The organism is Pseudomonas canadensis (genome assembly GCF_030980095.1).
Taxonomy (GTDB): domain Bacteria; phylum Pseudomonadota; class Gammaproteobacteria; order Pseudomonadales; family Pseudomonadaceae; genus Aquipseudomonas; species Aquipseudomonas canadensis.
On sequence record NZ_CP133298.1, the window covers coordinates 5,232,501 to 5,253,023 of the forward strand.

At 59.2% G+C, this 20,523-nt stretch carries 21 protein-coding genes; 14 read left to right on the forward strand and 7 right to left on the reverse strand.

What is annotated here, in order from left to right; translation table 11 throughout:
- The first annotated feature begins 119 nt into the window (after window positions 1-119).
- Window positions 120-449: a hypothetical protein gene (locus tag RB216_RS24320; protein ID WP_236321708.1), complete on the forward strand. Its 330-nt coding sequence runs from the start codon at window positions 120-122 to the stop codon at window positions 447-449.
- A gap of 8 nt (window positions 450-457) precedes the next feature.
- Here RB216_RS24320 and RB216_RS24325 read toward each other — a convergent pair whose 3' ends face one another.
- Entirely contained in the window at window positions 458-1,093 is a 636-nt protein-coding gene (locus tag RB216_RS24325) for a LysE family translocator (protein ID WP_308907983.1), read from the reverse strand.
- Between the two features lie 125 nt (window positions 1,094-1,218).
- Between RB216_RS24325 and RB216_RS24330 the strand changes: the two genes are divergently transcribed.
- The 4 genes from RB216_RS24330 to RB216_RS24345 all read left to right on the forward strand — a co-directional run bounded on the left by RB216_RS24330 (window position 1,219) and on the right by RB216_RS24345 (window position 3,751).
- Complete coding sequence (locus RB216_RS24330; RefSeq protein ID WP_028617859.1) at window positions 1,219-1,590, forward strand: PH domain-containing protein; 372 nt, start codon at window positions 1,219-1,221, stop codon at window positions 1,588-1,590.
- Window positions 1,591-1,722: 132 nt separating this feature from the next.
- Window positions 1,723-2,886 (forward strand): S-type pyocin domain-containing protein, encoded by a 1,164-nt coding sequence (locus RB216_RS24335; RefSeq protein ID WP_308907984.1) that lies wholly within the window; start codon window positions 1,723-1,725, stop codon window positions 2,884-2,886.
- Between the two features lie 15 nt (window positions 2,887-2,901).
- On the forward strand, window positions 2,902-3,189 hold the full coding sequence (locus tag RB216_RS24340; RefSeq protein WP_028617861.1) for a colicin E3-like toxin immunity protein: 288 nt from the start codon (window positions 2,902-2,904) through the stop codon (window positions 3,187-3,189).
- Window positions 3,190-3,193: 4 nt separating this feature from the next.
- The gene (locus RB216_RS24345; RefSeq protein ID WP_308907985.1) at window positions 3,194-3,751 is read left to right on the forward strand and encodes a hypothetical protein; all 558 of its coding nucleotides are present in this window, start codon (window positions 3,194-3,196) and stop codon (window positions 3,749-3,751) included.
- 325 nt (window positions 3,752-4,076) lie between these two features.
- On the opposite strand, the gene RB216_RS24350 is transcribed toward RB216_RS24345, so the two are convergent.
- Both RB216_RS24350 and RB216_RS24355 read right to left on the reverse strand, forming a co-directional pair.
- Window positions 4,077-4,454 (reverse strand): c-type cytochrome, encoded by a 378-nt coding sequence (locus RB216_RS24350; protein WP_028617863.1) that lies wholly within the window; start codon window positions 4,452-4,454, stop codon window positions 4,077-4,079.
- 43 nt (window positions 4,455-4,497) lie between these two features.
- Complete coding sequence (locus tag RB216_RS24355; RefSeq protein ID WP_308907986.1) at window positions 4,498-4,929, reverse strand: bleomycin resistance protein; 432 nt, start codon at window positions 4,927-4,929, stop codon at window positions 4,498-4,500.
- A gap of 148 nt (window positions 4,930-5,077) precedes the next feature.
- Here RB216_RS24355 and RB216_RS24360 point away from each other — a divergent pair, with 148 nt between their 5' ends.
- The 3 genes from RB216_RS24360 to RB216_RS24370 all read left to right on the forward strand — a co-directional run bounded on the left by RB216_RS24360 (window position 5,078) and on the right by RB216_RS24370 (window position 8,508).
- Window positions 5,078-5,458, forward strand: coding sequence for a response regulator (locus RB216_RS24360; RefSeq protein ID WP_122683404.1), 381 nt, complete (start codon window positions 5,078-5,080; stop codon window positions 5,456-5,458).
- A 195-nt stretch (window positions 5,459-5,653) separates the two neighbouring features.
- Entirely contained in the window at window positions 5,654-6,268 is a 615-nt protein-coding gene (locus tag RB216_RS24365; protein ID WP_122683406.1) for a biliverdin-producing heme oxygenase, read from the forward strand.
- Window positions 6,265-8,508 (forward strand): ATP-binding protein, encoded by a 2,244-nt coding sequence (locus tag RB216_RS24370; RefSeq protein WP_068932159.1) that lies wholly within the window; start codon window positions 6,265-6,267, stop codon window positions 8,506-8,508. Before RB216_RS24365 ends, RB216_RS24370 begins: the two co-directional genes overlap by 4 nt.
- 11 nt (window positions 8,509-8,519) lie before the next feature.
- Here the strand turns inward: RB216_RS24370 and RB216_RS24375 are convergent, their stop codons facing one another.
- Entirely contained in the window at window positions 8,520-9,836 is a 1,317-nt protein-coding gene (locus tag RB216_RS24375; RefSeq protein ID WP_028617868.1) for a sensor histidine kinase, read from the reverse strand.
- Window positions 9,833-10,543 carry a response regulator gene (locus RB216_RS24380; protein WP_236321238.1) on the reverse strand — a complete coding sequence of 237 codons (711 nt, stop codon included), beginning with the start codon at window positions 10,541-10,543 and terminating at the stop codon, window positions 9,833-9,835. The genes RB216_RS24375 and RB216_RS24380 overlap by 4 nt, the downstream gene beginning before the upstream one ends.
- Window positions 10,544-10,708: 165 nt before the next feature.
- On the opposite strand from RB216_RS24380, the gene RB216_RS24385 reads away from it, so the two are divergent.
- From RB216_RS24385 to RB216_RS24400, 4 genes are all read left to right on the forward strand, one after another.
- Window positions 10,709-11,497, forward strand: coding sequence for an MlaA family lipoprotein (locus tag RB216_RS24385; RefSeq protein ID WP_028617870.1), 789 nt, complete (start codon window positions 10,709-10,711; stop codon window positions 11,495-11,497).
- A gap of 131 nt (window positions 11,498-11,628) precedes the next feature.
- Window positions 11,629-11,835: a hypothetical protein gene (locus tag RB216_RS24390; protein ID WP_028617871.1), complete on the forward strand. Its 207-nt coding sequence runs from the start codon at window positions 11,629-11,631 to the stop codon at window positions 11,833-11,835.
- Between the two features lie 111 nt (window positions 11,836-11,946).
- Window positions 11,947-13,836: an alkaline phosphatase D family protein gene (locus RB216_RS24395; protein WP_122683416.1), complete on the forward strand. Its 1,890-nt coding sequence runs from the start codon at window positions 11,947-11,949 to the stop codon at window positions 13,834-13,836.
- Window positions 13,837-13,977: 141 nt separating this feature from the next.
- A complete protein-coding gene (locus RB216_RS24400; protein ID WP_308907987.1) occupies window positions 13,978-14,991 on the forward strand; it encodes a sensor domain-containing diguanylate cyclase in 1,014 nt (337 codons plus the stop codon).
- Between the two features lie 12 nt (window positions 14,992-15,003).
- Here RB216_RS24400 and RB216_RS24405 read toward each other — a convergent pair whose 3' ends face one another.
- Entirely contained in the window at window positions 15,004-16,032 is a 1,029-nt protein-coding gene (locus RB216_RS24405) for an amino acid ABC transporter substrate-binding protein (protein ID WP_028617874.1), read from the reverse strand.
- Window positions 16,033-16,176: 144 nt separating this feature from the next.
- Here RB216_RS24405 and RB216_RS24410 point away from each other — a divergent pair, with 144 nt between their 5' ends.
- Both RB216_RS24410 and RB216_RS24415 read left to right on the forward strand, forming a co-directional pair.
- Window positions 16,177-17,076, forward strand: a complete 900-nt coding sequence (locus RB216_RS24410) for a LysR substrate-binding domain-containing protein (protein WP_032864356.1) — start codon at window positions 16,177-16,179, stop codon at window positions 17,074-17,076.
- Between the two features lie 83 nt (window positions 17,077-17,159).
- The gene (locus RB216_RS24415; RefSeq protein WP_308907988.1) at window positions 17,160-18,410 is read left to right on the forward strand and encodes a 2-aminoadipate transaminase; all 1,251 of its coding nucleotides are present in this window, start codon (window positions 17,160-17,162) and stop codon (window positions 18,408-18,410) included.
- On the opposite strand, the gene RB216_RS24420 is transcribed toward RB216_RS24415, so the two are convergent.
- Window positions 18,407-20,431, reverse strand: a complete 2,025-nt coding sequence (locus RB216_RS24420; RefSeq protein WP_122683423.1) for a c-type cytochrome — start codon at window positions 20,429-20,431, stop codon at window positions 18,407-18,409. The two genes, RB216_RS24415 and RB216_RS24420, sit on opposite strands and share 4 nt — an antisense overlap.
- Between the last annotated feature and the right edge of the window lie 92 nt (window positions 20,432-20,523).

A 20,523-nucleotide genomic window follows, 5' to 3' on the forward strand; every position in this document is an offset into this window, starting at 1 on the left:
CATAAGCATTCCAGTTGCCTGCCTACGCATAGTAGTAGCCCCAGGTCTTTTTTTTCCGCCACGGAACAGGGATCATCGCCCTCCCCTACTATCCCCAAAGACGCCGAGGAACCGAGACCATGGAATTGACGCTGGAAGCGGCTGCGCTCTTTGCACTGAAGCTGGTGCACGAGACGGAAGGCGGCAGCACGGTTTTACGGGATGATCCGGTGATGGAGGGGTATGACCGCGAAGTGTTTGGGTTGTTGGTGCGGCAGGGGGATTTGGCTGGGATTCAGTTGAAGCTCAATGAATGCCTGAAGTTGGCGCTCGACTCCCTGGGCGGCGCCGATACTGTGCTGGGTCGCGAACTGCAACGGCTGGCGGTGGATGTGCGCCAAGCGTCGACACTGAATGAACTCAATGCCCCGCTCAGCGCACTCAAGGACTATCTGAAAGCCATCCTATAAAGAATAACTTACCGCCGCCCTTCCACCGCCATCCGCACCGCCAACCCCATCAACACCGACCCCATCAACCAACGCTGCACCACCTGCCACGCCGGTCGGGTGACGAAAAACACCGCGATGGATCCCGCCATGGAGGCAATCACCGCATTGACGCTCACGCTGATAAAAATCTGCGTAAAACCCAGCACCAGCGATTGCACCAGCACACTGCCATGACCGTTCGGGTCGATGAATTGGGGCAGCAATGACAAATACATCACCGCCACCTTGGGGTTCAGCAGGTTGGTGACCAGGCCCATGGTGAACAGCTTGCGCGGACTGTCCTTGGGCAGGTCCCGCACCAGAAAGGGTGAACGCCCACCCGGCCGGATCGCCTGCCAAGCCATATACGCCAGGTACATCGCCCCGCCGAAGCGCAGCGCGTCGTAGGCAAACGGCACCGCCATCACCAACGCCGTGATCCCCAACGCCGCGCACAGCATATAAACCAGAAACCCCAACGCCACGCCGCCCAGTGAGATCAATCCGGCCGTGCGCCCTTGGCAGATCGAGCGGGAAATGAGGTAGATCATATTCGGGCCGGGTGTGAGCACCATGCCGAGTGATATCAGCGCATAGGCCAGCCAATTGGAGAGTTCAGGCATGATGGGGCTCCGTTTTTGAAACATCTGGCCAAGGTTGTAAGGTTGGCGCCATGGTAGGGCGTTCAAAATGCCCGTGTTAGATACAGATCCGCGAGCAAAACGGCATACACCCAAGAGGCAGGCCCATGATCGATTTCAACAACAACGGTTTCTTCAAACTCAAGCAAAACAACGAATACGCCGAACGCGTCGCCGACCTGCTGCTGGACGGTGAAGAAGTGGTGGATGCGTACAAGGCCATGCGTGATGGGGTGGTGTTTACCACCAAGCGGATTATCGCGGTGAATGTGCAAGGGATTACCGGCAGCAAGAAGGACTTCACGTCGCTGCCGTACAAGAACATCGTCGCTTATTCGGTGGAGACGTCCGGGACGTTTGATCTGGACTCGGAGTTGGAGATTTACTTTTCTTCGCTGGGCAAGGTGAAATTCGAATTTACTGGGAGGACCTCGATTGTCGAAATTTCACGGTTGATTTCCAAGCACCTGCTGACCTGATCAACCTGCAGAAACAGACGCCTTCACTCAAGCGTCAGTCCACTTTTCCCACATCAATCGCCGATTGATGCCGACATAAGGTTTTAACTACCCCTCGTACGCTCACTCTCTCCCACAAGGAAGTGAGCCGACATGTCAGAACGCTTTTACCCACCCACAGAAGAAGAGTTAAGCAAGCGACGGATCCTGACCCCGCAACCATCGCGTGCGCCTTATTCGCCGTCTGTTGATTACTTCGAGGCATCCCCTGCCCCGCCACCCGCGATAGCCAAACCTCCCGGCTGCGTCTTTATCAAACCCTGCCAACTGCCTGACGGCATCACTCATTACTTCAACCCCGCCGGTTATGTCCCACTGGAGTTGATCAAGGAGTACAGCCATTTAAGCCTGTTGGGTGGGCGTGAAGTGGACAGCCGGGGGACGGTTGTCTTACGCAAGATCAGTGGTAGCGCTTTGCCTGCTGGGTTGGGGCAATTGGCATTGCGTTCGGCGGTTCTGGAGTCGGCGGCCACTGCCGTCGTGTCCGCTGCTGGTGGATTGTTGACAGGTTTGGTGGCTCTGGCTTGGCCGTCGGAATTGGGCGATAGCGCGCTCTACGGCGAAGCGCAATTGCGCTCGATGCAGCGGGCGCGTTCGCAGATGCGGCTGCATGTCGAACAAAGGGAGGACGGCACGCTCAAGGGGTATGGGTTTTACACAGGCAATAACCCTGACTGGCAGATGATTGATGTGGTGCAGTTTCAAAGCCGTGGCGATCAGTTTGTGGCGGATCTGGGTGAGGGTGTGGAGCTGATCTGGACACCTGCCGTTGATCCAGGTGACACGTTAGGTATTCCGGCGTTGGAGGCTGCGCCGCAAGCGCCGGTGATCTGGATTTATCCGCCGACGGAGAAGGCGGCGCAGATTCTGGTGAACCCGATTTACCCGCCGGAGTATCGGGATTTTATTCTGGTGTTCCCGGTGGAGTCGGGGGTTCGGCCGCTGTATGTGGTAATCAATAATCCAAGGAAAGGGCTCAAAAACCCAGACCATGATTACTTCCCTGCGCCCGAAATCGAAAACATAACAGGCTTCCCAGGTCTGATTTCGCAAAAACCTGTGACACCAAGAAGAGGTGGAGCAGGCTTACGTGAACGCTGGATAGACGCAAAAGGAAGAAAGATATTTGAATGGGATTCCAAGAAAGGCGAGCTGGAAGTCTATCGGAACAGTGATCTAGAACACCTTGGCGCGTTTGACCCTTACACCGCCGAACGTCGAGGCCCGGCGGACCCGAAACGTCGAATCTACAGATAACGAGGAACTCGGAAAATGGTGATGAAAATCAAATTACGATGGTACGAAAAGCACAGCAATGACTTGAAAGCGCATGAGTACTCAGCGGACATCGAAGATTCAGACGGTGTTTTTGAAGCGTTGGATTTAGCTGAAGAAACTGCGATATATGCAGATGTATTCAACGTATTGCCTAAGTGGCTAGCGATTATTCAACCTTACTTCCAACACATGATTGAACCCGACCACTTCGATTATCAAATCTCCTTCCGCTACCAAGGCGCCTGGCCACCACCTCCCAAGCAACCTAACAAGGAGTTTTGATACAATGAGACCTGTACTGCAGAAGCCCCTCCTCTACCGCTCAGTCAACACCCGAACCCATGGCGTACGCCACGGGAGTTGCAGCGCTTACCGATACGAACGCCACAGCAAAAAGGCACAGCGCGCACTATCAACCCGTGGCTCAATGCACAGCCATCATCAGCACGGGCTTGATTACACCCCGCTATTCCGCTTCCTCTTATCCAAAGTCGGTCATCAATGGGATAACGTTTTCAGCGAAGCCAACGCCCGTCTGGATCGTCCGGATCCTGTGTTCTGGATGGTTGCGCTACATGAAAGCGACAAGCGGGACTACGTAGTGTTGGATGAAAATAGCTATTACAGCGGCTTATGTGTCGACGAAGCGGGCCTGCTGCAAAAGGTCAATCCACAGCTGACGCCCGAGCAGATGAACCCCGTTTGCGATGGCTACACCCACACCTTCAACGGTGTGGTATTCGCCCAGCCTTTGCCACGCAAACGGAGGCCAACGCCCACCATCACCCCTCCTTCACCTCAGTCCCCGCCCCCCCGGATCAACACCGATTCCCCGGATCCGTAATATCAAACACCTGCAGCGCACACGCTGTTAAGCCGGAACTGGAACTCCACCCAATACACCTTGGCCTTCTGCGGGCTGAACGTGCTCATCACTGGCCCGCAGCTGTAGTAAGTCCCATTGCCCTGGCTTCTCGCCGAGCTGAACACGATGAGTTTCTTGCCAGGATCCGCCTGTATATCCAATTGAGGAAACCGCTTGAACCCCGCGCTCGCCACCGTCTGGTTGACCTTGGCAATCCAGTTGAAGACCTTGGCCGAACAACACTCCTAAGAGTTTCAACGCCGGTAAGGGCTGACCCGAGGGCTGTATGAGAGTGCGCGAATGATCACTTAGGCTGGAAGGTTTCCAGGTACGCCAGGATGTTTTCGATTTTCTCCTGATCACTAATGCCCCAGAAGATCATCCGCGTGCCACTCACCACCTTCTTCGGTGCCTCGATGTAGGCAGCGAGTTTGTCCCGGGTCCAGACCACGCCGGAGTTTTTCATCGCGTCGGAATACTGGTAGTCCGTGGTGGTCCCGGCGGGTCGGCCGATGATGCCGTTGAGTTCTGGCCCGAACCCACCTCGCGCACCTTCACCGATGCTGTGGCAACCGCCGCAGGTCTTGGTGAAGAGCTTGCCACCGGCCTCGGCGTCGCCGGCTGCGAAGGCAGGGCTTGTGGTGAGGATCAGGGCGAGGGTCATCAGAGCGCGGTACTTCATGGGGACTCCATTTCAAGCGTTGCGGCGACAAAGGTCGAGGTAATTATGCCGGTACTAAAGGCCTTTCCCCCAGCCGTTCAACCAGGCGTACCAGGTAACCGTCAGGGTCTTGCACAATGAACTGGCGCTGCCCGGCCTCCACATCGCCCGCGCGGTACCAGGCTTGCTCAACATCCTTGAATAGCGGCCAGTCAACACGGGCCAAACGTTGCAAAATCGGCGCGACGACGGGTACGTCGATCTGCAGGTTGATACCTCGTCCGAAAGGTCGATCCAAAGATGCGGTCAACCATTGCCCGGCGTTGGGGTCGTATTGCTCCAGCATGATTTGCGCGCCATTCAGGTCGAGGTATGCAAAGCCTTCCTCAACGCGCTGGTAAGCCAGGGTGAAACCCAACTTGTGCACCCAGAAATCCAGACTGGCAATGAGGGTGGTAACGATCAGTTCTGGAACCATAGGGTTACGAATAAACATGTCAATCCTTGAGCACGTAGAAGCAAGCCCCGCACTTTACCGGATAGTGCCTCTAAAACGACCATCCATCGCCCCATAGATATCCAATCGAACCTATATAGACGTGTTCTACTCCACCTCTATGAACCCTGATGGTGGAGTAAGGATCATGGCTCAGCCATCGATTTTAGTGCTGGAAGACGACGAGATCATTCGATCATTGATGGTGGATGTACTGGAGGATTTCGGCGCGCTGGTGACGTCGTTTCCTTCGGCGGATGAAGGGATGATTTACCTGGAACGGGGCGATGACCCGGTGGACTTGATTGTCAGTGATATCCAGATGCCGGGGTTGCTCAATGGTTATGACTTGAGCCGGGTAGTCGCCCATCGTTGGCCGAGCGTGCCGGTGGTGCTGACGTCGGGTAATACCAGGCTGGCGGCTCAGTTGGGGGGATCCGTGCGCTTTCTGCCCAAGCCGTGGAGCAGAGAACACCTGATTGAATGCGTGAAAACTGCCCTGACCCAACAGCGGTTGTCCATGCATTAATAGCATCACGACATCACTGAAACCGAACTTCGCGACAAGCCCTGCGGTCATTAATGAGGCAAGGAGCGACTTTTCTGATCCGCTGGTCAGCCTTTTCGCCTTGTGCGTACAGATGAAGGCTTTGAGGTGTGTAGAATCGTCGCCCATTTCGACGCGTCATTCATGGCCGAGAGGCCCACAGTTCGAGCTCATTGAATGCATTCACAGGCCCATGACGTTGGTGCGCCCTCATTGCTGGAAGCGTTGCGCACAGGCACGGCCCTGTTGCATGTGGCGCTGGAAAAGCGCCTGCCGTTTTTCTCAGAACGACTGGATGCCGATTGGTACGTGCGCTTGCTCGAGGCGTATTACGGGTTTTATCAGCCGATGGAGTCCGCCCTGTATGACAGTGGCTTGATCCCAGATGGATTCGACACAGCGCTGCGTGTGAAAACACCCACGTTGGTGTGCGATCTCAATGCGTTGGGCCTGGATGCCCCAGCCATCAACACCCTGCCCCGTTGTACTGAACTACCAACCTTCAATACCCCCGCCGCCTGCCTCGGTGCTCTGTATGTACTGGAAGGCGCGACCCTGGGCGGCCAGGTATTGCGTCGGGAAATCACTCAGCGCCTGAACGTAAACGCCGACAACGGTGGTGCGTTTCTCAATGTGTACGGAGCCGAAACCGGTCGGCGCTGGAAAGATTTTCTCGACTACCTGGGCGTCCAGCCACTGGACGCGCCAGCCAGGCAGCGCGCAGTAGACGCTGCCCGATCAACATTCAGCTGCTTTGAGCATTGGCTCGACAGCCAGGAGGTACTGCTATGAAACCCGAAGATTTTGAAGAGCTACTTGCCAACTGTGCCGACGAGCCCATCCGTTTTCCTGGAGCGATCCAGCCCCACGGTGTGCTGCTGACGTTGTCGGAGCCGGACCTGAACATCATCCAGGTCAGCGCCAACATCGGGATTTTGTTCGGCCATGCCCCCGAGGCGCTGCTGGGCCAGCCACTGCACACGTTGGTAGGCGCGGAGCACGCCAAGGCGGTTGCCGTCATGGCCGAAAACCATACGTTCTTCGATGCCCCCCCTTTGCATGTCACATTCAACGGCGCGGAATTCGAAGGCCTGCTGCACCGCCATCAAAATGTGCTGGTGCTGGAGTTCGAACCGCTGCTCAAGGATTTCCGCCCGCGGGCGCTGAATGGTCGCACCAGTGACCTGGGCAAAATGCTGCAGCGCTTGCAGTCAGCGAAAACCCTGCAAGCGCTGTACGAAATCAGCGTGAATGAAATCCAGGCCATGACCGGGTACGACCGGGTACTCATCTATCGCTTCGAAGACGAAGGCCATGGCCAAGTGATCGCCGAAGCGTCGGCGCCGTCCATGGAGCTGTTCAACGGGCTGTTCTTCCCTGCCTCCGACATCCCGGAGCAAGCCCGCGAGCTGTATCGCACCAATTGGCTACGCATCATCCCGAACGCGGCCTACGAGCCCGTGCCACTGCTGCCCAAGCTGCGCCCGGACACCGGCCAGCCGTTGGACTTGAGCTTCGCCACACTGCGCAGCGTGTCGCCGATTCATTGCCAGTACATGCAGAACATGGGCGTGTTGTCGTCCATGAGTATCTCGCTGATGAAGGGCGACAGGCTGTGGGGCCTGATTAGTTGCGGCAACCGTGAGCCGTTGCTGGTGCCTAATGACCTGCGTACGGCCTGCCAAACCATCGGCCAGGTGTTGTCGTTGCAGATCAGCGCCATGGAAGCCCTGGACCTGAGCCGTCAGCGTGAAGAGAAAGTCGAGGCCCTGGCCTTACTGGATCAGGCGATGAAGCGCTCGGAAGCAAACGTGTTCGACGGCCTGGCCCAGCAAGGTCAGTTGCTGATGGACCTGACCCTGTCCGGCGGCGTGGCGATCATCGAAGACAAGCAACTGCACCGCTACGGAAACTGCCCGGAGCCGGCGCAGATCCGTGCTTTGCACAAGTGGCTGCAAGAGGGTGGCGAGCCGGTGTTCTCCAGCCATAACCTGTCGTCGGTGTACCCGCCGGCCGCCGAGTTTCAGCAGGTAGCCAGTGGGGTGCTAGCCATGAGCCTGCCCAAGCCTGTGGATAACGGCGTGCTGTGGTTCCGCCCGGAGGTGAAGGAGAACATCAACTGGAGCGGCGATCCGAAAAAACCGCTGGACCTGGAAAACTCCGACGCCGGCTTGCGCCTTCGCCCACGCACCTCGTTTGAAATCTGGAAGGTGGAGATGGCCGGCATCTCCACCAAGTGGAGCCATGGTGACCACTTTGCCGCCAATGACCTGCGCCGCTCGGCTCTGGAAAACGACCTGGCGCGCCAGGTGCTGCGCGAACAACAAGCCGTGCGCGCCCGCGACGAGCTGGTGGCGGTGGTGTCCCATGACCTGCGCAACCCAATGACGGTGATCTCCATGCTGTGCGGCATGATGCAAAAGGCCTTCAGCTCTGCCGGCCCACACACATCGCGACGGATTTCCTCGGCCATCGACACCATGCAGCAGGCCGCCGGGCGCATGAATGTGCTGCTGGAAGACTTGCTCGATACCTCGAAAATCGAGGCCGGGCGTTACGTGGTGCGGCCAGTGATCTTGGATGTGAGCCAGATTTTCGACGAGGCCTACTCGTTGCTGGCGCCCCTGGCGATGGAGAAAGGCATCGATCTGTCGTTCAACGCTGAACCGGGCCTGCAAATCAATGCCGACCCGGAGCGTCTGTTTCAGGTGCTGTCGAACCTGATCGGCAATGCCATCAAGTTCACCCCGCGCCAGGGCAATATTGGTATCAGCGCCATGAGCAATGGCGAAGAAATCGTGTTCTCGGTGCGCGACTCCGGCGAAGGTATTGCACCGGAACAACTGCCTCACGTGTTCGATCGCTACTGGACGCAAACAGAAAACAACCCGACCGGCAGCGGGCTGGGACTGTACATCACGCAAGGCATCGTCCAGGCCCATGGCGGCAAGATCGTTGCCGAGAGTGAGGTGGGGCGCGGCAGTGAGTTCCGGTTCACAGTGCCGAAGGTGATTGACGACTCGCATACCTGACGGACCTTGGGTTAAACAGGTAACACCACCACCGCCTCCACCCCCCCACCCTGGCGCTCGGCCAGGGTCAAGGTGCCGCCATGTTCCAACACAATCGCCCGAGCGGTGGAGAGTCCCAAGCCGACACCGCCCGTGCTTTTGTTGCGTGACCCTTCAAGGCGATAGAACGGCAGGAACACCTGCTCACGATGCTCAACGGGAATGCCTGGCCCGCGATCCAGTACGCGAACCACCACCTCTCCATTTTTTTGCTGCAATTCGATCTCCGGCGCGGTGCCGTAGTGAATCGCGTTGTCCATCAGGTTGGTCATCACGCGCTTGAGGCCCAACGGTCGGCCGAAGTACACCAGGCGCGGCGGGCCGCGAAAGGTCAGGTCAATGGCCTGGTCGCGGTAGTCGTCGATCAGGGTTTGCAGCAATTCCGCAAGGTCCAGTTGGGTGGCTTGTTCCAGGCGGGCATCGTCGCGGAAGAATTCCAGCGCGGTGTTGATCATGGCCTGCATTTCATCCACATCGCGAAACAGCTTTTGCTGTTGATCAACATCCTCGATGAACTCACCACGCAGGCGCAGGCGGGTCAACGGCGCGCGCAAGTCGTGGGAAATGGCCGCGAGCATTTGGGTGCGGTCCTGGATGAAATGCCGCAACTGCGCCTGCATGCTGTTGAAGGCGAGGATCGCCTGGCGGATTTCGTGCGGGCCGACCGGCTCGATGGGCGGTGCCCGAAAGTCGGCACCAAAGCGCCGCGCGCCCTGAGTGAAGTGCTGCAGAGGGCGGGCCAGGCGGCGGGTCGCGACCAGGGTGACCAGCGCGGTCGATATCAGCACCAGCAACACCACGATCAGGCTGCGTGCACCATCGTCCAAACCCCAACTGCGCGACGGCGCGCTGAACATCAGCCAGGAGCGGTCAGCCAATTGCACCAGCAGCGCATAGCGGCCGTTGCCGCCGGGCCAGTCAGACGGCTCATACGCCTCCATCGGACGAGGTGGCCCTTGGAGCAGGTGCTTGAACACCTGCTCGCCCGAGTGGAAATCAGGGTCGGCCAGAACGGGTAACCCCAATGCCTGGCGCTGCGCGGCCCAGGTCACCCTGAACGTTTCGTCACCTACCGCTTGGGCCAGACGTGGACGTTGCGACGGGTCGGAGGCCTCGACCACGCGCACAACGACGGCGATCCTTTCCAACAATCCGATTTCAGTCAGCGGTGGTCGCGCCCACACACCTGCCATTTGCACAAACAAAGCGTTGAACGCCAATGCAGTCAACATCGCAATCAGAATGGTCAGGGCGATCCAGCGCGCCACAGTATCGCGTGGGCGCCTCATGAGCGGGTCACACTGGCGGTGAATTGGTAGCCACCGTTGCGCACCGTGCGAATCATCGCCGGGCGCTTGGTATCGAATTCCAGCTTGCGGCGCAGGCGGCTCACTTGCACGTCAATGCTGCGGTCGAATGCATCATGACTGTGGCCACGCGCCAGGTTCAGCAATTGCTCGCGACTGAGCACCCGTTGGGGGTGTTCGACAAACACCAGCAGCAGGTCGAACTCGCCGGATGACAATGGGATCATCACCTGATCGGGCGAGCGCAATTCGCGGCGCGTGAGGTCCAGTTGCCAGCCGGCAAAACGGATCAGCGGGCGCGCTGCATCGCCCAAGGGCGGCCCGCTCTCCCCCGCCCGGCGCAACACCGCGCGCACTCGGGCCAGCAATTCACGCGCGTCGAAAGGCTTGCTCAGGTAATCATCGGCGCCCATTTCCAGGCCCACCACTCGGTCGCTGAGTTCACCCATAGCGGTGAGCATGATCACTGGCGTGGCGTATTGCTGGCGCAGGCGCTGGCACAGCAGCAGGCCGTTGTCGCCGGGGAGCATCAGGTCGAGGATGATCAGGTCGGCGGGCTGGCGCTCCATGGCCGCCCACAGCTCGATGCCACTGGCCACGGTCTCGACCGCATAGCCGTGTTGCAGGAAAAATTTCTTCAGCAGGGCGAGGACTTCAAGGTCATCGTCCACGATCAACAGGTTGCTCACCGACGGTCTTCACTGGGCTGGGACAAGGTGCCATCTAAAACCATTCGGCGCGGCTCGTCATATATTTCAACCGTGCAATAAAGCGTCACCGGCGCAATAAACCAGACATCTTTGCGCAAGACGGCAGTGCCAGCATCGGCTTCCTTTTTGCGGAGACCGTCCCCCATGCGCTCGCTAACCTACCCCCAACATCTGGCCCGCCAGGCCGTGCTGTTGCTGACTGTGTCCTACCTGACGGGCTGTGCGAGCCCGGCGCCCGTGACGCCCGCCACGCAGTGCGCACAGGTGAACTACCCGGTGTATGACCCGGCGGAACCGGTCAACCGCGGGGTGTTTGCATTCAACCGTGCGGTGGACGACTACGCACTGGCTCCCGTAGCCCGCGGCTACCGTTACCTACCGGATTTTTTCCAGCAGGGTGTGCACAACTTCGCGAGCAACTTCAGCGAGCCAAAGGTGTTTATCAACGATCTGCTGCAAGGCAACCCGCGACGCTCGGTCAATACCCTGGGGCGTTTCGCAGTGAACACGACGGTAGGCGTGGTGGGGCTGTTTGATGTGTCAGATAGCCTGGGCATCCCGCGCCACACAGCTGACTTCGGCCAGACATTCGGCGTGTGGGGCATGGGTAACGGCCCCATTGTCGAGTTGCCATTGCTGGGCACCAGCAACAGCCGGGACGCTGCGGGCAAGGTCTTGAGTTTCCTGGTTTCGCCACTGGGGGACAGCGACACGGTGCAGACTTTGGGCACCCTCAGCCTGGTCGGCGGTACGGTCGATACACGGGCGTCATTGTTGCCGCTCACCGACAGCCTGCAGAAACTGCCGGATTATTACAGTGCGTTGCGTAATGTGGTGGCGGACAATCGCGCGGCGTTTGTGCGGGAGGGCAAGCAAGGCGCTACCTCTCCCGGCCTAGACAGTTGCGCGAACAGCGCCTCGGATGACTTCTGAAAGCGCCAGCCACCTCCTGGTCATATCTTGCAGCAGCGCGTTTATAGCTGACCCGTTTCGTCCTCTATAAGTTTGGCCTCACTTCGCTCCAACAGGCGAAGTAACCGTCTACTCACAAGAAGGAAACATTCATGCTTAGCGCAATCAATCACTCACTGGGCAGCTTTCAATACCCTCCCCTGCAGCAGGATGATGCAGAGCCCCAGCGCAGGAAGCGCAGCATTGAAGCAACACATACGCAACAGAGCGCCGCTGATCCTGAAGGCTCGGCCGCCAATGATCGGCGCCGTAAAACCGGAGGTGGGCTAGATAGCCTCGGTGGAGGCAATCTGCTGTAAACCGCATTAGACGAAGGGCAGTGCACGGCCCTTCGTACTTTCCCTTAACAAAATCATGACATTCACTGGATTAATCTCGCGGGTTCAATCCAGTCTGGAAATCTTGCCTGCATGCCGCTCACCCACACACTGCCCGCCGTACTGGCTGGACCGCTGCTGCGACGCCTCGAACCACGGCGCCTGGTGGTGTGGCTGGTGGGGAGTCAAGCGCTGGTATTGACCCTGAGGCTACATCTGCCCTCACGAATCCTGGAGGTCCCCCTTGACCACTGTCAGGTCGTACCCGTGGGGCGCCATGCCTTTATCCACCTGATCGATGTGACACTGGACAACGCACTGCCCCTGGACGTGGAGATCAGCTACGACCTGCTGTTCGACAACACCGGCATCGCCGACTGGGCACCGCACCTGCTGTACGCCAACGCCCAGTTACCGAGCTTTGTGCTGCACAGCCGCATTCATCAATTGGTTCACGGCTCATGCCGCAAACCCCATCACAGCGCCGACGAGGGTCTTTTGTGTGTCGATCGCCTGTTGGCCGATGCCCAAACGCCTGCCGACCGCCCGGCGCTGTTGATGATGAGCGGCGACCAAGTCTACGCCGACGATGTCGCTGGGCCGATGCTGCGGGCAATCCATGCATTGATTGCACGCCTGGGTTTGTTCGATGAATACCTGGAGGGCGCTGTGGTAGATGACAGCGCCAGCCTCTATGGACATAGCGCCAGTTATTACCATCGCGCCGACTTGCTGCCGGCGTTGGACAGCAACGAAACCCTGCGCGAACGCTTCTTTGGCGGTGTGAAAAAACCAATCTTTACCAGCAGCACCGCCGACAACCACCTGGTGACCTTCGCCGAAGTCATCGCAATGTACTTGCTGGTGTGGTCGCCGACGCCCTGGACGCTGATTGCGCCTCAACCTCCGCATCTGAATGCAGAACGACAGCAGCGTTACGCCCGTGAACAGACCCAGATAGAGCGATTCCGCGACGGCCTGCCAGGCGTCGCGCGGGTCTTTGCGCACCTATCCACCTTGATGATCTTTGATGATCACGACATCACCGATGACTGGAACCTCAGTGCCCAGTGGGAAGAAACCGCCTACGGCCATCCCTTTTCAAAGCGCATCATCGGCAACGCCCTGTTGGCCTACCTGCTATGCCAAGGTTGGGGCAACCAACCGGATGCATTTGGGGAACTGATCAACCAGACCCAAGCGCTCACTGCTCAACCACAAGCCAACCATCTTGACGCCACCGCGCAGGATGAACTGCTCGAAACACTGCTGGAATTTCAACGCTGGCATTACGTATTGCCTACCACGCCGGCCCTGGTGGTGCTCGACACCCGCACCCGCCGCTGGCGCAGCGAATTCACGCTCAAGCAACCTTCCGGCCTGCTGGACTGGGAAGCCTTGAGCGAGCTGCAACAGGAACTGCTGGACCACCCCTCGGCCATAATCGTCTCACCCGCGCCGATCTTTGGCGTCAAGCTGATCGAGACGGTGCAGAAAGTCTTCAGCTGGTGCGGCCACCCCTTGCTCGTCGATGCGGAAAACTGGATGGCCCATCGTGGCGCCGCCCAGGTGATCCTCAATATCTTCCGCCACTCGCGCACGCCGGGTAACTACGTGATCCTCTCCGGTGACGTGCACTACTCGTTCGTCTACGAAGTGCTGATCCGCCATCGCAACGCCGGCCCCAGGATCTGGCAGATCACCAGCAGCGGTATCAAGAACGAATTCCCACCACGATTACTGGAGTGGTTCGACCGCCTCAACCGCTGGCTCTACTCGCCCCGCTCGCCCCTCAACTGGTTCACGCGCCGCCGCACCATGCAGGTGGTGCCACATATTCCCGAGCATGCCGAAGCGGGCGAACGGTTATGGAATTCGGCGGGTATCGGCCAGGTATTTTTCAATGATCAGGGCCAGCCAGAAACGATTTACCAGCACAACGCGGATGGGAAGGTGCCGACGAGGATGGCGGCCCCAAATTAATAGCCTATAGCCATCAATCGTAAGCCGTACATCTGCCCTATTCAAAGCCTCCAGACCTCGTTGTACAGTAGCCTCAGCCACGGAGTATCGGCGACAACAATGGCGGGCTTCAGATGCTTGCCTACGCAAGGAAACGCGCAGATGAACGAGACCTCCGACAACAATCCGTTAAAGCAGGATTTCTCTCACTTCAACGCCGACATGCTGCACACCGTCCTGGAGCTGGTCAGCGATGGAATCTGGGATTGGAACGCCAATACCGGGTTCGTCTACCGCAACCCCGGCTGCTACGAAATGCTTGGCTATCATCGCCACGCACTGGAGAACAGCGTATTCACCTGGGAGAACGTGATCCACCCGGATGACTACCCCCAGGTGATGAAACGGTTCGACGACTACATCCACCGTCGCGCCCCTCACTACCAGGCCGAGTACCGTTGCCGCAAAAAAGATGACAGCTACCTGTGGATCGAAGACCGCGGCTACGTGATTGCGCGCAATGAGGATGGCTCGGTGGCGCGCATGGTGGGCGCCCACCGCGATATTCATCTAAGGAAATGCTCCGTCGAACAGTTGGAACGGCGCAATCAATCCCTTGAAGCGCTGGTGGCCGAACGCACCCGCGAGCTGTCACGGGTCAATCAACAGTTGCAACTGCAGTTGGATGAAAACCGCGCCCTGGCCGAAAGGGATGCCCTGACTCTGGTCGCCAATCGCTACCGCCTGGAAAAAGTGTTGCTGGAAGAGTGCGACCGCGCCCAGCGCTTTCGCCTGCCGCTGGCGCTGATCGCCATGGACATCGATGATTTCAAGTCGATCAATGATCGATACGGTCACGGTGTGGGCGATCAAACGCTGGTGCAGGTGGTTGAATGCCTGCAAAGCTGTATTCGCCCAGGTGACCTGCTGGCTCGATGGGGTGGCGACGAGTTTGTGCTGATCCTGCCCAAAACCTCGGTGGAAATCGCAAAAACAATGGCGGCGAGTGTGCGTCTGAAGTTGAAGAACAGCCCGCACCGGGATGACTTCAAGGTCACCCTGAGCCTGGGCGTGGCCGAGCGTCAAACGGATGAGCCCCCCGCCGCCTTGATAGCGCGCGCCGATCAGGCGTTGTATCGCGCCAAAGCGGCGGGGAAGGATGGGGTGTCCGAATAACACCCCAGCGTCTCAGCGAACCGGCGGTGCGTACTGGATGCCACCGTTGTTCCACAGCGCGTTGAGCCCGCGCTTGATCTTCAACACGCTGCCCTGGCCAATATTGCGTTCAAACACTTCGCCGTAGTTACCCACTTGCTTGACGATCTGCACTACCCAATCCTTGCGCAGCTTCAAATCCTTACCGTATTCGCCGTCCGTCCCCAGCAACCGCGCGACATCCGGATTCTTGGTGGTTTTGGCCTGCTCCTCGACGTTCTGCGAGGTGATGCCCATTTCCTCGGCGTTGAGCATCGCGAACAGGGTCCATTTGACGATGCTGAACCACTCGTCATCCCCCTTGCGCACCAATGGACCCAGTGGTTCCTTGGAGATCACTTCCGGCAACACCACGAACTCGTCCGGGTGAGCCATCTTGATGCGCTGGGCGTACAGGCCCGACTGATCGGTGGTCAGCACGTCGCAACGCCCGGCTTCCAGGCCCTTGGCGCTTTCGTCGGCGGTGTCGAAGGTAATCGGCGTGTACTTCATGCCATGGGTGCGGAAGTAGTCCGAGACATTCAACTCGGTGGTGGTGCCGGCCTGGATGCACACCGTGGCGCCGTCCAGTTGCTTGGCAGCGGTGACGCCCAGTTTGTTGTTCACCAGAAAGCCAATGCCGTCGTAGTAGGTGACGCCGGTGAACACCAGGCCCATGCCCGAATCACGGGAACTGGTCCAGGTGGTGTTGCGTGAGATCAGGTCGATTTCACCGGATTGCAGCGCAGTGAAGCGCTCCTTGGCGGTCAACTGGGTGAACTTCACTTTTGATGCATCGCCAAAAACCGCCGCCGCCACCGCGTGGCACACGTCCACATCGATACCGGTCATCTTGCCCTTGCTGTCCGGTACGCCGAAACCCGGCAGTCCGTCACTGACGCCGCACTGGATAAAACCTTTTTTCTGGATGGCGTCCAAGGTCGTGCCCGCCTGGGCGGTGCTCGCCAAACCGAAAACGGCGGTGGCGCCGATGGCGGCCAAGGTGGTTTTGAATGGGTTCATGCAAGGCGCTCCCTGTCATTCCTTATTATTCGGCGCCCCACAGCCCGCGCCGGTTTATAGTGCTGCGGGGCAGTATCAACGGCTTTGCGCTACTGCCACAAACGACCTTTAGGCAAAGGCTCCTTCCGATTTGGAATGAACTGCATGATTTCAAAACGCTTGACCCCATCGATGACCGCCCTGCAATGCTTCGAAGCCGCCGCCCGCCATTTGAGTTTCACTCGCGCCGCCGAAGAGCTGCACCTGACCCAGAGTGCGGTGAGCAAGCAGGTGGCGCAGCTGGAAGAGATGCTTTGCCACAATCTGTTCGAACGGGTGCGTCAGCGCCTGTACCTGTCGCCGGCGGGCTCGCTGTACCTGGCCGAGGTGCACAAGATCCTCACTCAGGTGGACATCTCCAGCCGCTACATCCTCACCTACGGCGGCGAGACTGAAGTGCTGCGCATCGCCACCCAGCCCACCTTCGGTGACCGCTGGCTGGTGCCCAAACTCAAGGATTTCGCGGCGAAACATCCGAATATCCATCTGGACGTGCGCAACGAGCTGGAGCCTTTCGACGTATTGCAGGCCAAGGCCGATATCGCGTTTTTCTTCGGCCAAGGCTCATGGCCAGGTGCAACCTGCATCGAGCTGTTCCGTGAGGCGGTAGTGCCGGTGTGTGCGCCAGGATTCGTCGCCGAAGGCAGCGATGCGTCGTCGCGCCACACCTTGCTGCAATGCACCTCGCGTCCGGAGGCCTGGCACGAATGGTTCCTGGAGCAGGGCCTGCACTCGCAAAACAGCTACCACGGCCCGCGTTTCGACACGTTCTACATGTGCATCCGCGCGGCACAATCGGGCTATGGCGTAGCGCTGGTGCCGCAGTATCTGGTGGCGGATGAACTGGCGCAGGGTAGCCTGATGATTCCGTGGAACTACGCGATGCCCAGCAGCGGCGCGCACTTCATCGCCCATGCCGAACATGCTGGCGAGATTCCCAAGGTGAAAGCCTTCCTCAACTGGATGGTGGAGTACATCGGCACACATCCCGACTTTCAGTCATGACCCGGCGACTTTATTTCGTTTGCGGCAAGTGCGGGTGCCCGGCTTAGATAAAAACAAGCCCGTCATTGCCGAGTCCCCGATTCATGAGCCGCGAAACCATCAGCCAATCGATTTCCATTGTTCACCCCATCAGCCTCAGCCACGGTAAAAACGCTGAGGTCTGGGACACCTCGGGTAAACGCTACATCGATTTTGTCGGCGGCATTGGTGTGCTCAACCTCGGTCACTGCCATCCCGGCGTGGTCGAGGCAATTCGCGACCAGGCGACCCAGCTGACGCACTACGCGTTCAATGCCGCCCCTCACACGCCCTACATCGAGCTGATGGATCGTCTTACCGCATTTATCCCGGTGGACTACCCGGTCAGCGGCATGCTCACCAACAGCGGCGCGGAGGCGGCGGAAAACGCGCTGAAGATCGTACGCGGCGCTACCGGCCGCACCGCAGTGATAGCGTTTGACGGCGCCTTCCACGGCCGTACCCTGGCCACGCTCAACCTCAATGGCAAAGTCGCGCCCTACAAACAAAAGGTCGGCGTACTACCAGGCCCGGTGTATCACCTGCCCTACCCCAGTGCCGATAACGGCGTGACCTGCGCCGAGGCGCTGAAGGCCATGGACCGCTTGTTCAGCGTGGAAATCGATGTCAACGACGTGGCCTGTTTCATCATCGAGCCGGTACAGGGCGAAGGGGGGTTCCTGGCGCTGGACATCGAATTCGCCCAGGCGCTGCGGCGCTTTTGCGACGAGAACAACATTTTGCTGATTGTCGATGAAATCCAATCGGGCTTTGGCCGTACCGGCGAGCGTTTTGCGTTCTCGCGCCTGGGGATCGAGCCGGACTTGATCCTGCTGGGTAAAAGCATCGCCGGCGGTGTGCCGTTGGGCGCCGTCGTAGGGCGCAAGGCGTTGATGGACAATCTGCCCAAAGGTGGCCTGGGCGGCACCTATTCCGGCAACCCCATTGCGTGCGCGGCAGCGTTGGCGACCCTCGATGCCATGACCGATGAACACCTGAAAACCTGGGGCTTACAGCAGGAAGAAGCCATCGTCAGCCGCTATCAGACCTGGTGTGCGCAAGGCCTGACACCCTACCTCGGCCGTCTGACCGGCGTGGGCGCCATGCGCGGCATCGAACTGGCCAACGCCGACGGCACACCCGCGTCGAAACAGCTGACCCAGTTGCTCGGGCTGGCGCGGGACGCCGGATTGTTGCTGATGCCCAGCGGCAAGTCGCGGCATATCATCCGCCTGCTGGCACCGCTGACCATCGAGCCTGCGGTGCTGGAGGAAGGCCTGGATATTCTCGAGGCCTGCCTCAAACAGTTGGACTAGTAACGCGCATCGACAGGTTTACCGCCGTTCGGCCAGTCCTTGATCTTGTCCGGGAAGTCCGGGCGCGGTTGACCAGAGAAATACGCCGCCACATCCACGGCTTCCTGGTCCGATAAACCGCCCTGCCCCAGCGGGAATTTCTCGTGGAAGCCAATCGGCATGTTGCGTTTGACGAACGCCGCTGCCGTGTAGGTGCGCGCCATGCCGGCACCGATGTTGAACGATTGGTCGCCCCACAGCGGCGGGTAGATCAGCTCTCCATCGGCACGTGCCAGGCCCTGGCCGTTGTCGCCATGGCACACCGCGCATTGCTTGGCGTAGACCTGTTTGCCATTGGCCAGGTCCGGCTTGATCGCCGGGTCGACCTTGCCCACGCCGCGCCCGGCTACTTTGTCTTCGGGGCGGGTGTTGTTTTTCATCCAATCGAAATAGGCGACCATCGCTTGCATGTCTGCCGATTGTGGCGGCAGTGGTTTGCCATTCATCGAGCGGCGGAAGCAGCCGTTAATTCGTTCTTCCAGGGTCACCACCTTGCCTGCGCGCGGCGCATAGCTGGGGAAAAACGCCGAGACGCCTACAAACGGAGACCCATCCGCTACCGTGCCAGCGTTGAGATGGCAACTGGTGCAATTGAGTGAATTGCCGACATTGCTGGGCAGCAGCTCTTTGGTTTGCAGATGCAGGCGCATGCCGCGAATCACCTGGTCGGCGTTGGGCGCCGCAAGCAACTCGGCCAGGCGCGGGGTTTCGAAGGCCGATGAATCGGTGGTGGCCGGGTTGAGTTGGTCACGCAGTTTCTTCACCTGGCCGGCGCTGATCGGCGTGCCTTCGTTACCCCAACGGGTACGTACGAAACTGAGGATCTCGGCGATTTCCTGATCGTTCAAGCGGGCGAAACCCGGCATGGTGTAGATCCGTGGGTGCGTTGCCGTTTGTGCGGTCTCCCAGCCGGTGAGGGTGATGTGCAGCAGTGAAGTCGGATTGCTGGACGCAATGCTCGGATTGACGGCCAAAGGTGGGAACAGACCTTTCACGCCCGCACCATCGCTGCGATGACAGTCGCTGCAGAACTGCATGTAACCCAGTCCGCCACGACTGGTGAACAAATCTGCAGGTGGCACGGCTGGGGCCTGGGCCACGGACGGCATGGGCAAGTCGTCTTTACCGAGGGGTAGGGATTTCAAGTAACTGGCGATAGCCGTCAGGTCGTAGTCGCTGAAGTGCTGGGTGCTGTGGTGAATCACATCGGCCATGTTGCCGGCGACCGTGGCAAAGCGGTTTTGCCCGGTCTTGAGCAGTTGCACGGTGTCTTCCACCGTCCACAGGTTGCGCAGGCTCAGGGCGCGCCAATGCTCGACGGTTTCGCCGGCCAGGTAGTGCTGGCCGCTGGAACCCTCGTCGCTCATGGCTTTTTCCTGGAACGCAATGCCCCGTGGCGTGTGACAGGAGCCGCAGTGGCCCAGGCCCTGGACCAGGTAGGCGCCACGGTTGAGTTGTGCATCGCGTGCAGGATTCGGCTTGAAGGGTTGTTTGTCGAGGAAGACAAAATTCCACAACGCCAGACCCCAGCGCTGGTTGAACGGGAAGCCCATGTCCGCCTCAAGATTGGCCTGCTGCACCGGCTCGACGCCTTGCATCAAATAAGCGAACAGGGCACGCATGTCGGTTTCGCTCATCTTGGCGTAGGACGGGTACGGCATCGCCGGGTACAGGTTCATGCCCGTCGGCGTCACGCCTTCGCGCATGACGCGGTCGAACGCTTCGAAGGTGTAGGCGCCAATCCCTGTCTCTCGGTCCGGCGTAATGTTGCTCGAATAGATCGTGCCCATCGGCGTGCTCAGCTCCAGGCCGCCGGCCATCTCCTTGCCTTGCTTGGCGGTGTGGCAGGCGATGCAGTCGCCCAGTTGCGCGACGTATTTGCCCTGCTCGATCAGCGAAGCGTCGGGAACGTTGGCGTGCAGGGGAAGAGACAGGCAAAGCGTCGCCCCCAGCGAGGCCAGGCGAGAAAGGGAAAGCGCCATCGCATTAGTCCTTTAACAACCTGGCGTGGGGCGGTCCCCTCGGCGCAGGTCAGTGGTCGTTTTTATGGGTTCATCAGGCCTCTGTGTTGTAA

What these genes read in the sequence shown, in the direction of transcription:
- RB216_RS24365 (WP_122683406.1), top strand. Translation starts at nt 5,654, where the DNA reads ATGCATTCACAGGCCCATGACGTTGGTGCGCCCTCATTGCTGGAAGCG.
- RB216_RS24405 (WP_028617874.1), bottom strand. Translation starts at nt 16,032, where the DNA reads ATGAACCCATTCAAAACCACCTTGGCCGCCATCGGCGCCACCGCCGTT.
- RB216_RS24330 (WP_028617859.1), top strand. Translation starts at nt 1,219, where the DNA reads ATGATCGATTTCAACAACAACGGTTTCTTCAAACTCAAGCAAAACAAC.
- RB216_RS24370 (WP_068932159.1), top strand. Translation starts at nt 6,265, where the DNA reads ATGAAACCCGAAGATTTTGAAGAGCTACTTGCCAACTGTGCCGACGAG.
- RB216_RS24345 (WP_308907985.1), top strand. Translation starts at nt 3,194, where the DNA reads ATGAGACCTGTACTGCAGAAGCCCCTCCTCTACCGCTCAGTCAACACC.
- RB216_RS24390 (WP_028617871.1), top strand. Translation starts at nt 11,629, where the DNA reads ATGCTTAGCGCAATCAATCACTCACTGGGCAGCTTTCAATACCCTCCC.
- RB216_RS24325 (WP_308907983.1), bottom strand. Translation starts at nt 1,093, where the DNA reads ATGCCTGAACTCTCCAATTGGCTGGCCTATGCGCTGATATCACTCGGC.
- RB216_RS24410 (WP_032864356.1), top strand. Translation starts at nt 16,177, where the DNA reads ATGATTTCAAAACGCTTGACCCCATCGATGACCGCCCTGCAATGCTTC.
- RB216_RS24415 (WP_308907988.1), top strand. Translation starts at nt 17,160, where the DNA reads ATGAGCCGCGAAACCATCAGCCAATCGATTTCCATTGTTCACCCCATC.
- RB216_RS24385 (WP_028617870.1), top strand. Translation starts at nt 10,709, where the DNA reads ATGCGCTCGCTAACCTACCCCCAACATCTGGCCCGCCAGGCCGTGCTG.
- RB216_RS24400 (WP_308907987.1), top strand. Translation starts at nt 13,978, where the DNA reads ATGAACGAGACCTCCGACAACAATCCGTTAAAGCAGGATTTCTCTCAC.
- RB216_RS24340 (WP_028617861.1), top strand. Translation starts at nt 2,902, where the DNA reads ATGGTGATGAAAATCAAATTACGATGGTACGAAAAGCACAGCAATGAC.
- RB216_RS24420 (WP_122683423.1), bottom strand. Translation starts at nt 20,431, where the DNA reads ATGGCGCTTTCCCTTTCTCGCCTGGCCTCGCTGGGGGCGACGCTTTGC.
- RB216_RS24350 (WP_028617863.1), bottom strand. Translation starts at nt 4,454, where the DNA reads ATGAAGTACCGCGCTCTGATGACCCTCGCCCTGATCCTCACCACAAGC.
- RB216_RS24355 (WP_308907986.1), bottom strand. Translation starts at nt 4,929, where the DNA reads ATGTTTATTCGTAACCCTATGGTTCCAGAACTGATCGTTACCACCCTC.
- RB216_RS24320 (WP_236321708.1), top strand. Translation starts at nt 120, where the DNA reads ATGGAATTGACGCTGGAAGCGGCTGCGCTCTTTGCACTGAAGCTGGTG.
- RB216_RS24375 (WP_028617868.1), bottom strand. Translation starts at nt 9,836, where the DNA reads ATGAGGCGCCCACGCGATACTGTGGCGCGCTGGATCGCCCTGACCATT.
- RB216_RS24360 (WP_122683404.1), top strand. Translation starts at nt 5,078, where the DNA reads ATGGCTCAGCCATCGATTTTAGTGCTGGAAGACGACGAGATCATTCGA.
- RB216_RS24335 (WP_308907984.1), top strand. Translation starts at nt 1,723, where the DNA reads ATGTCAGAACGCTTTTACCCACCCACAGAAGAAGAGTTAAGCAAGCGA.
- RB216_RS24395 (WP_122683416.1), top strand. Translation starts at nt 11,947, where the DNA reads ATGCCGCTCACCCACACACTGCCCGCCGTACTGGCTGGACCGCTGCTG.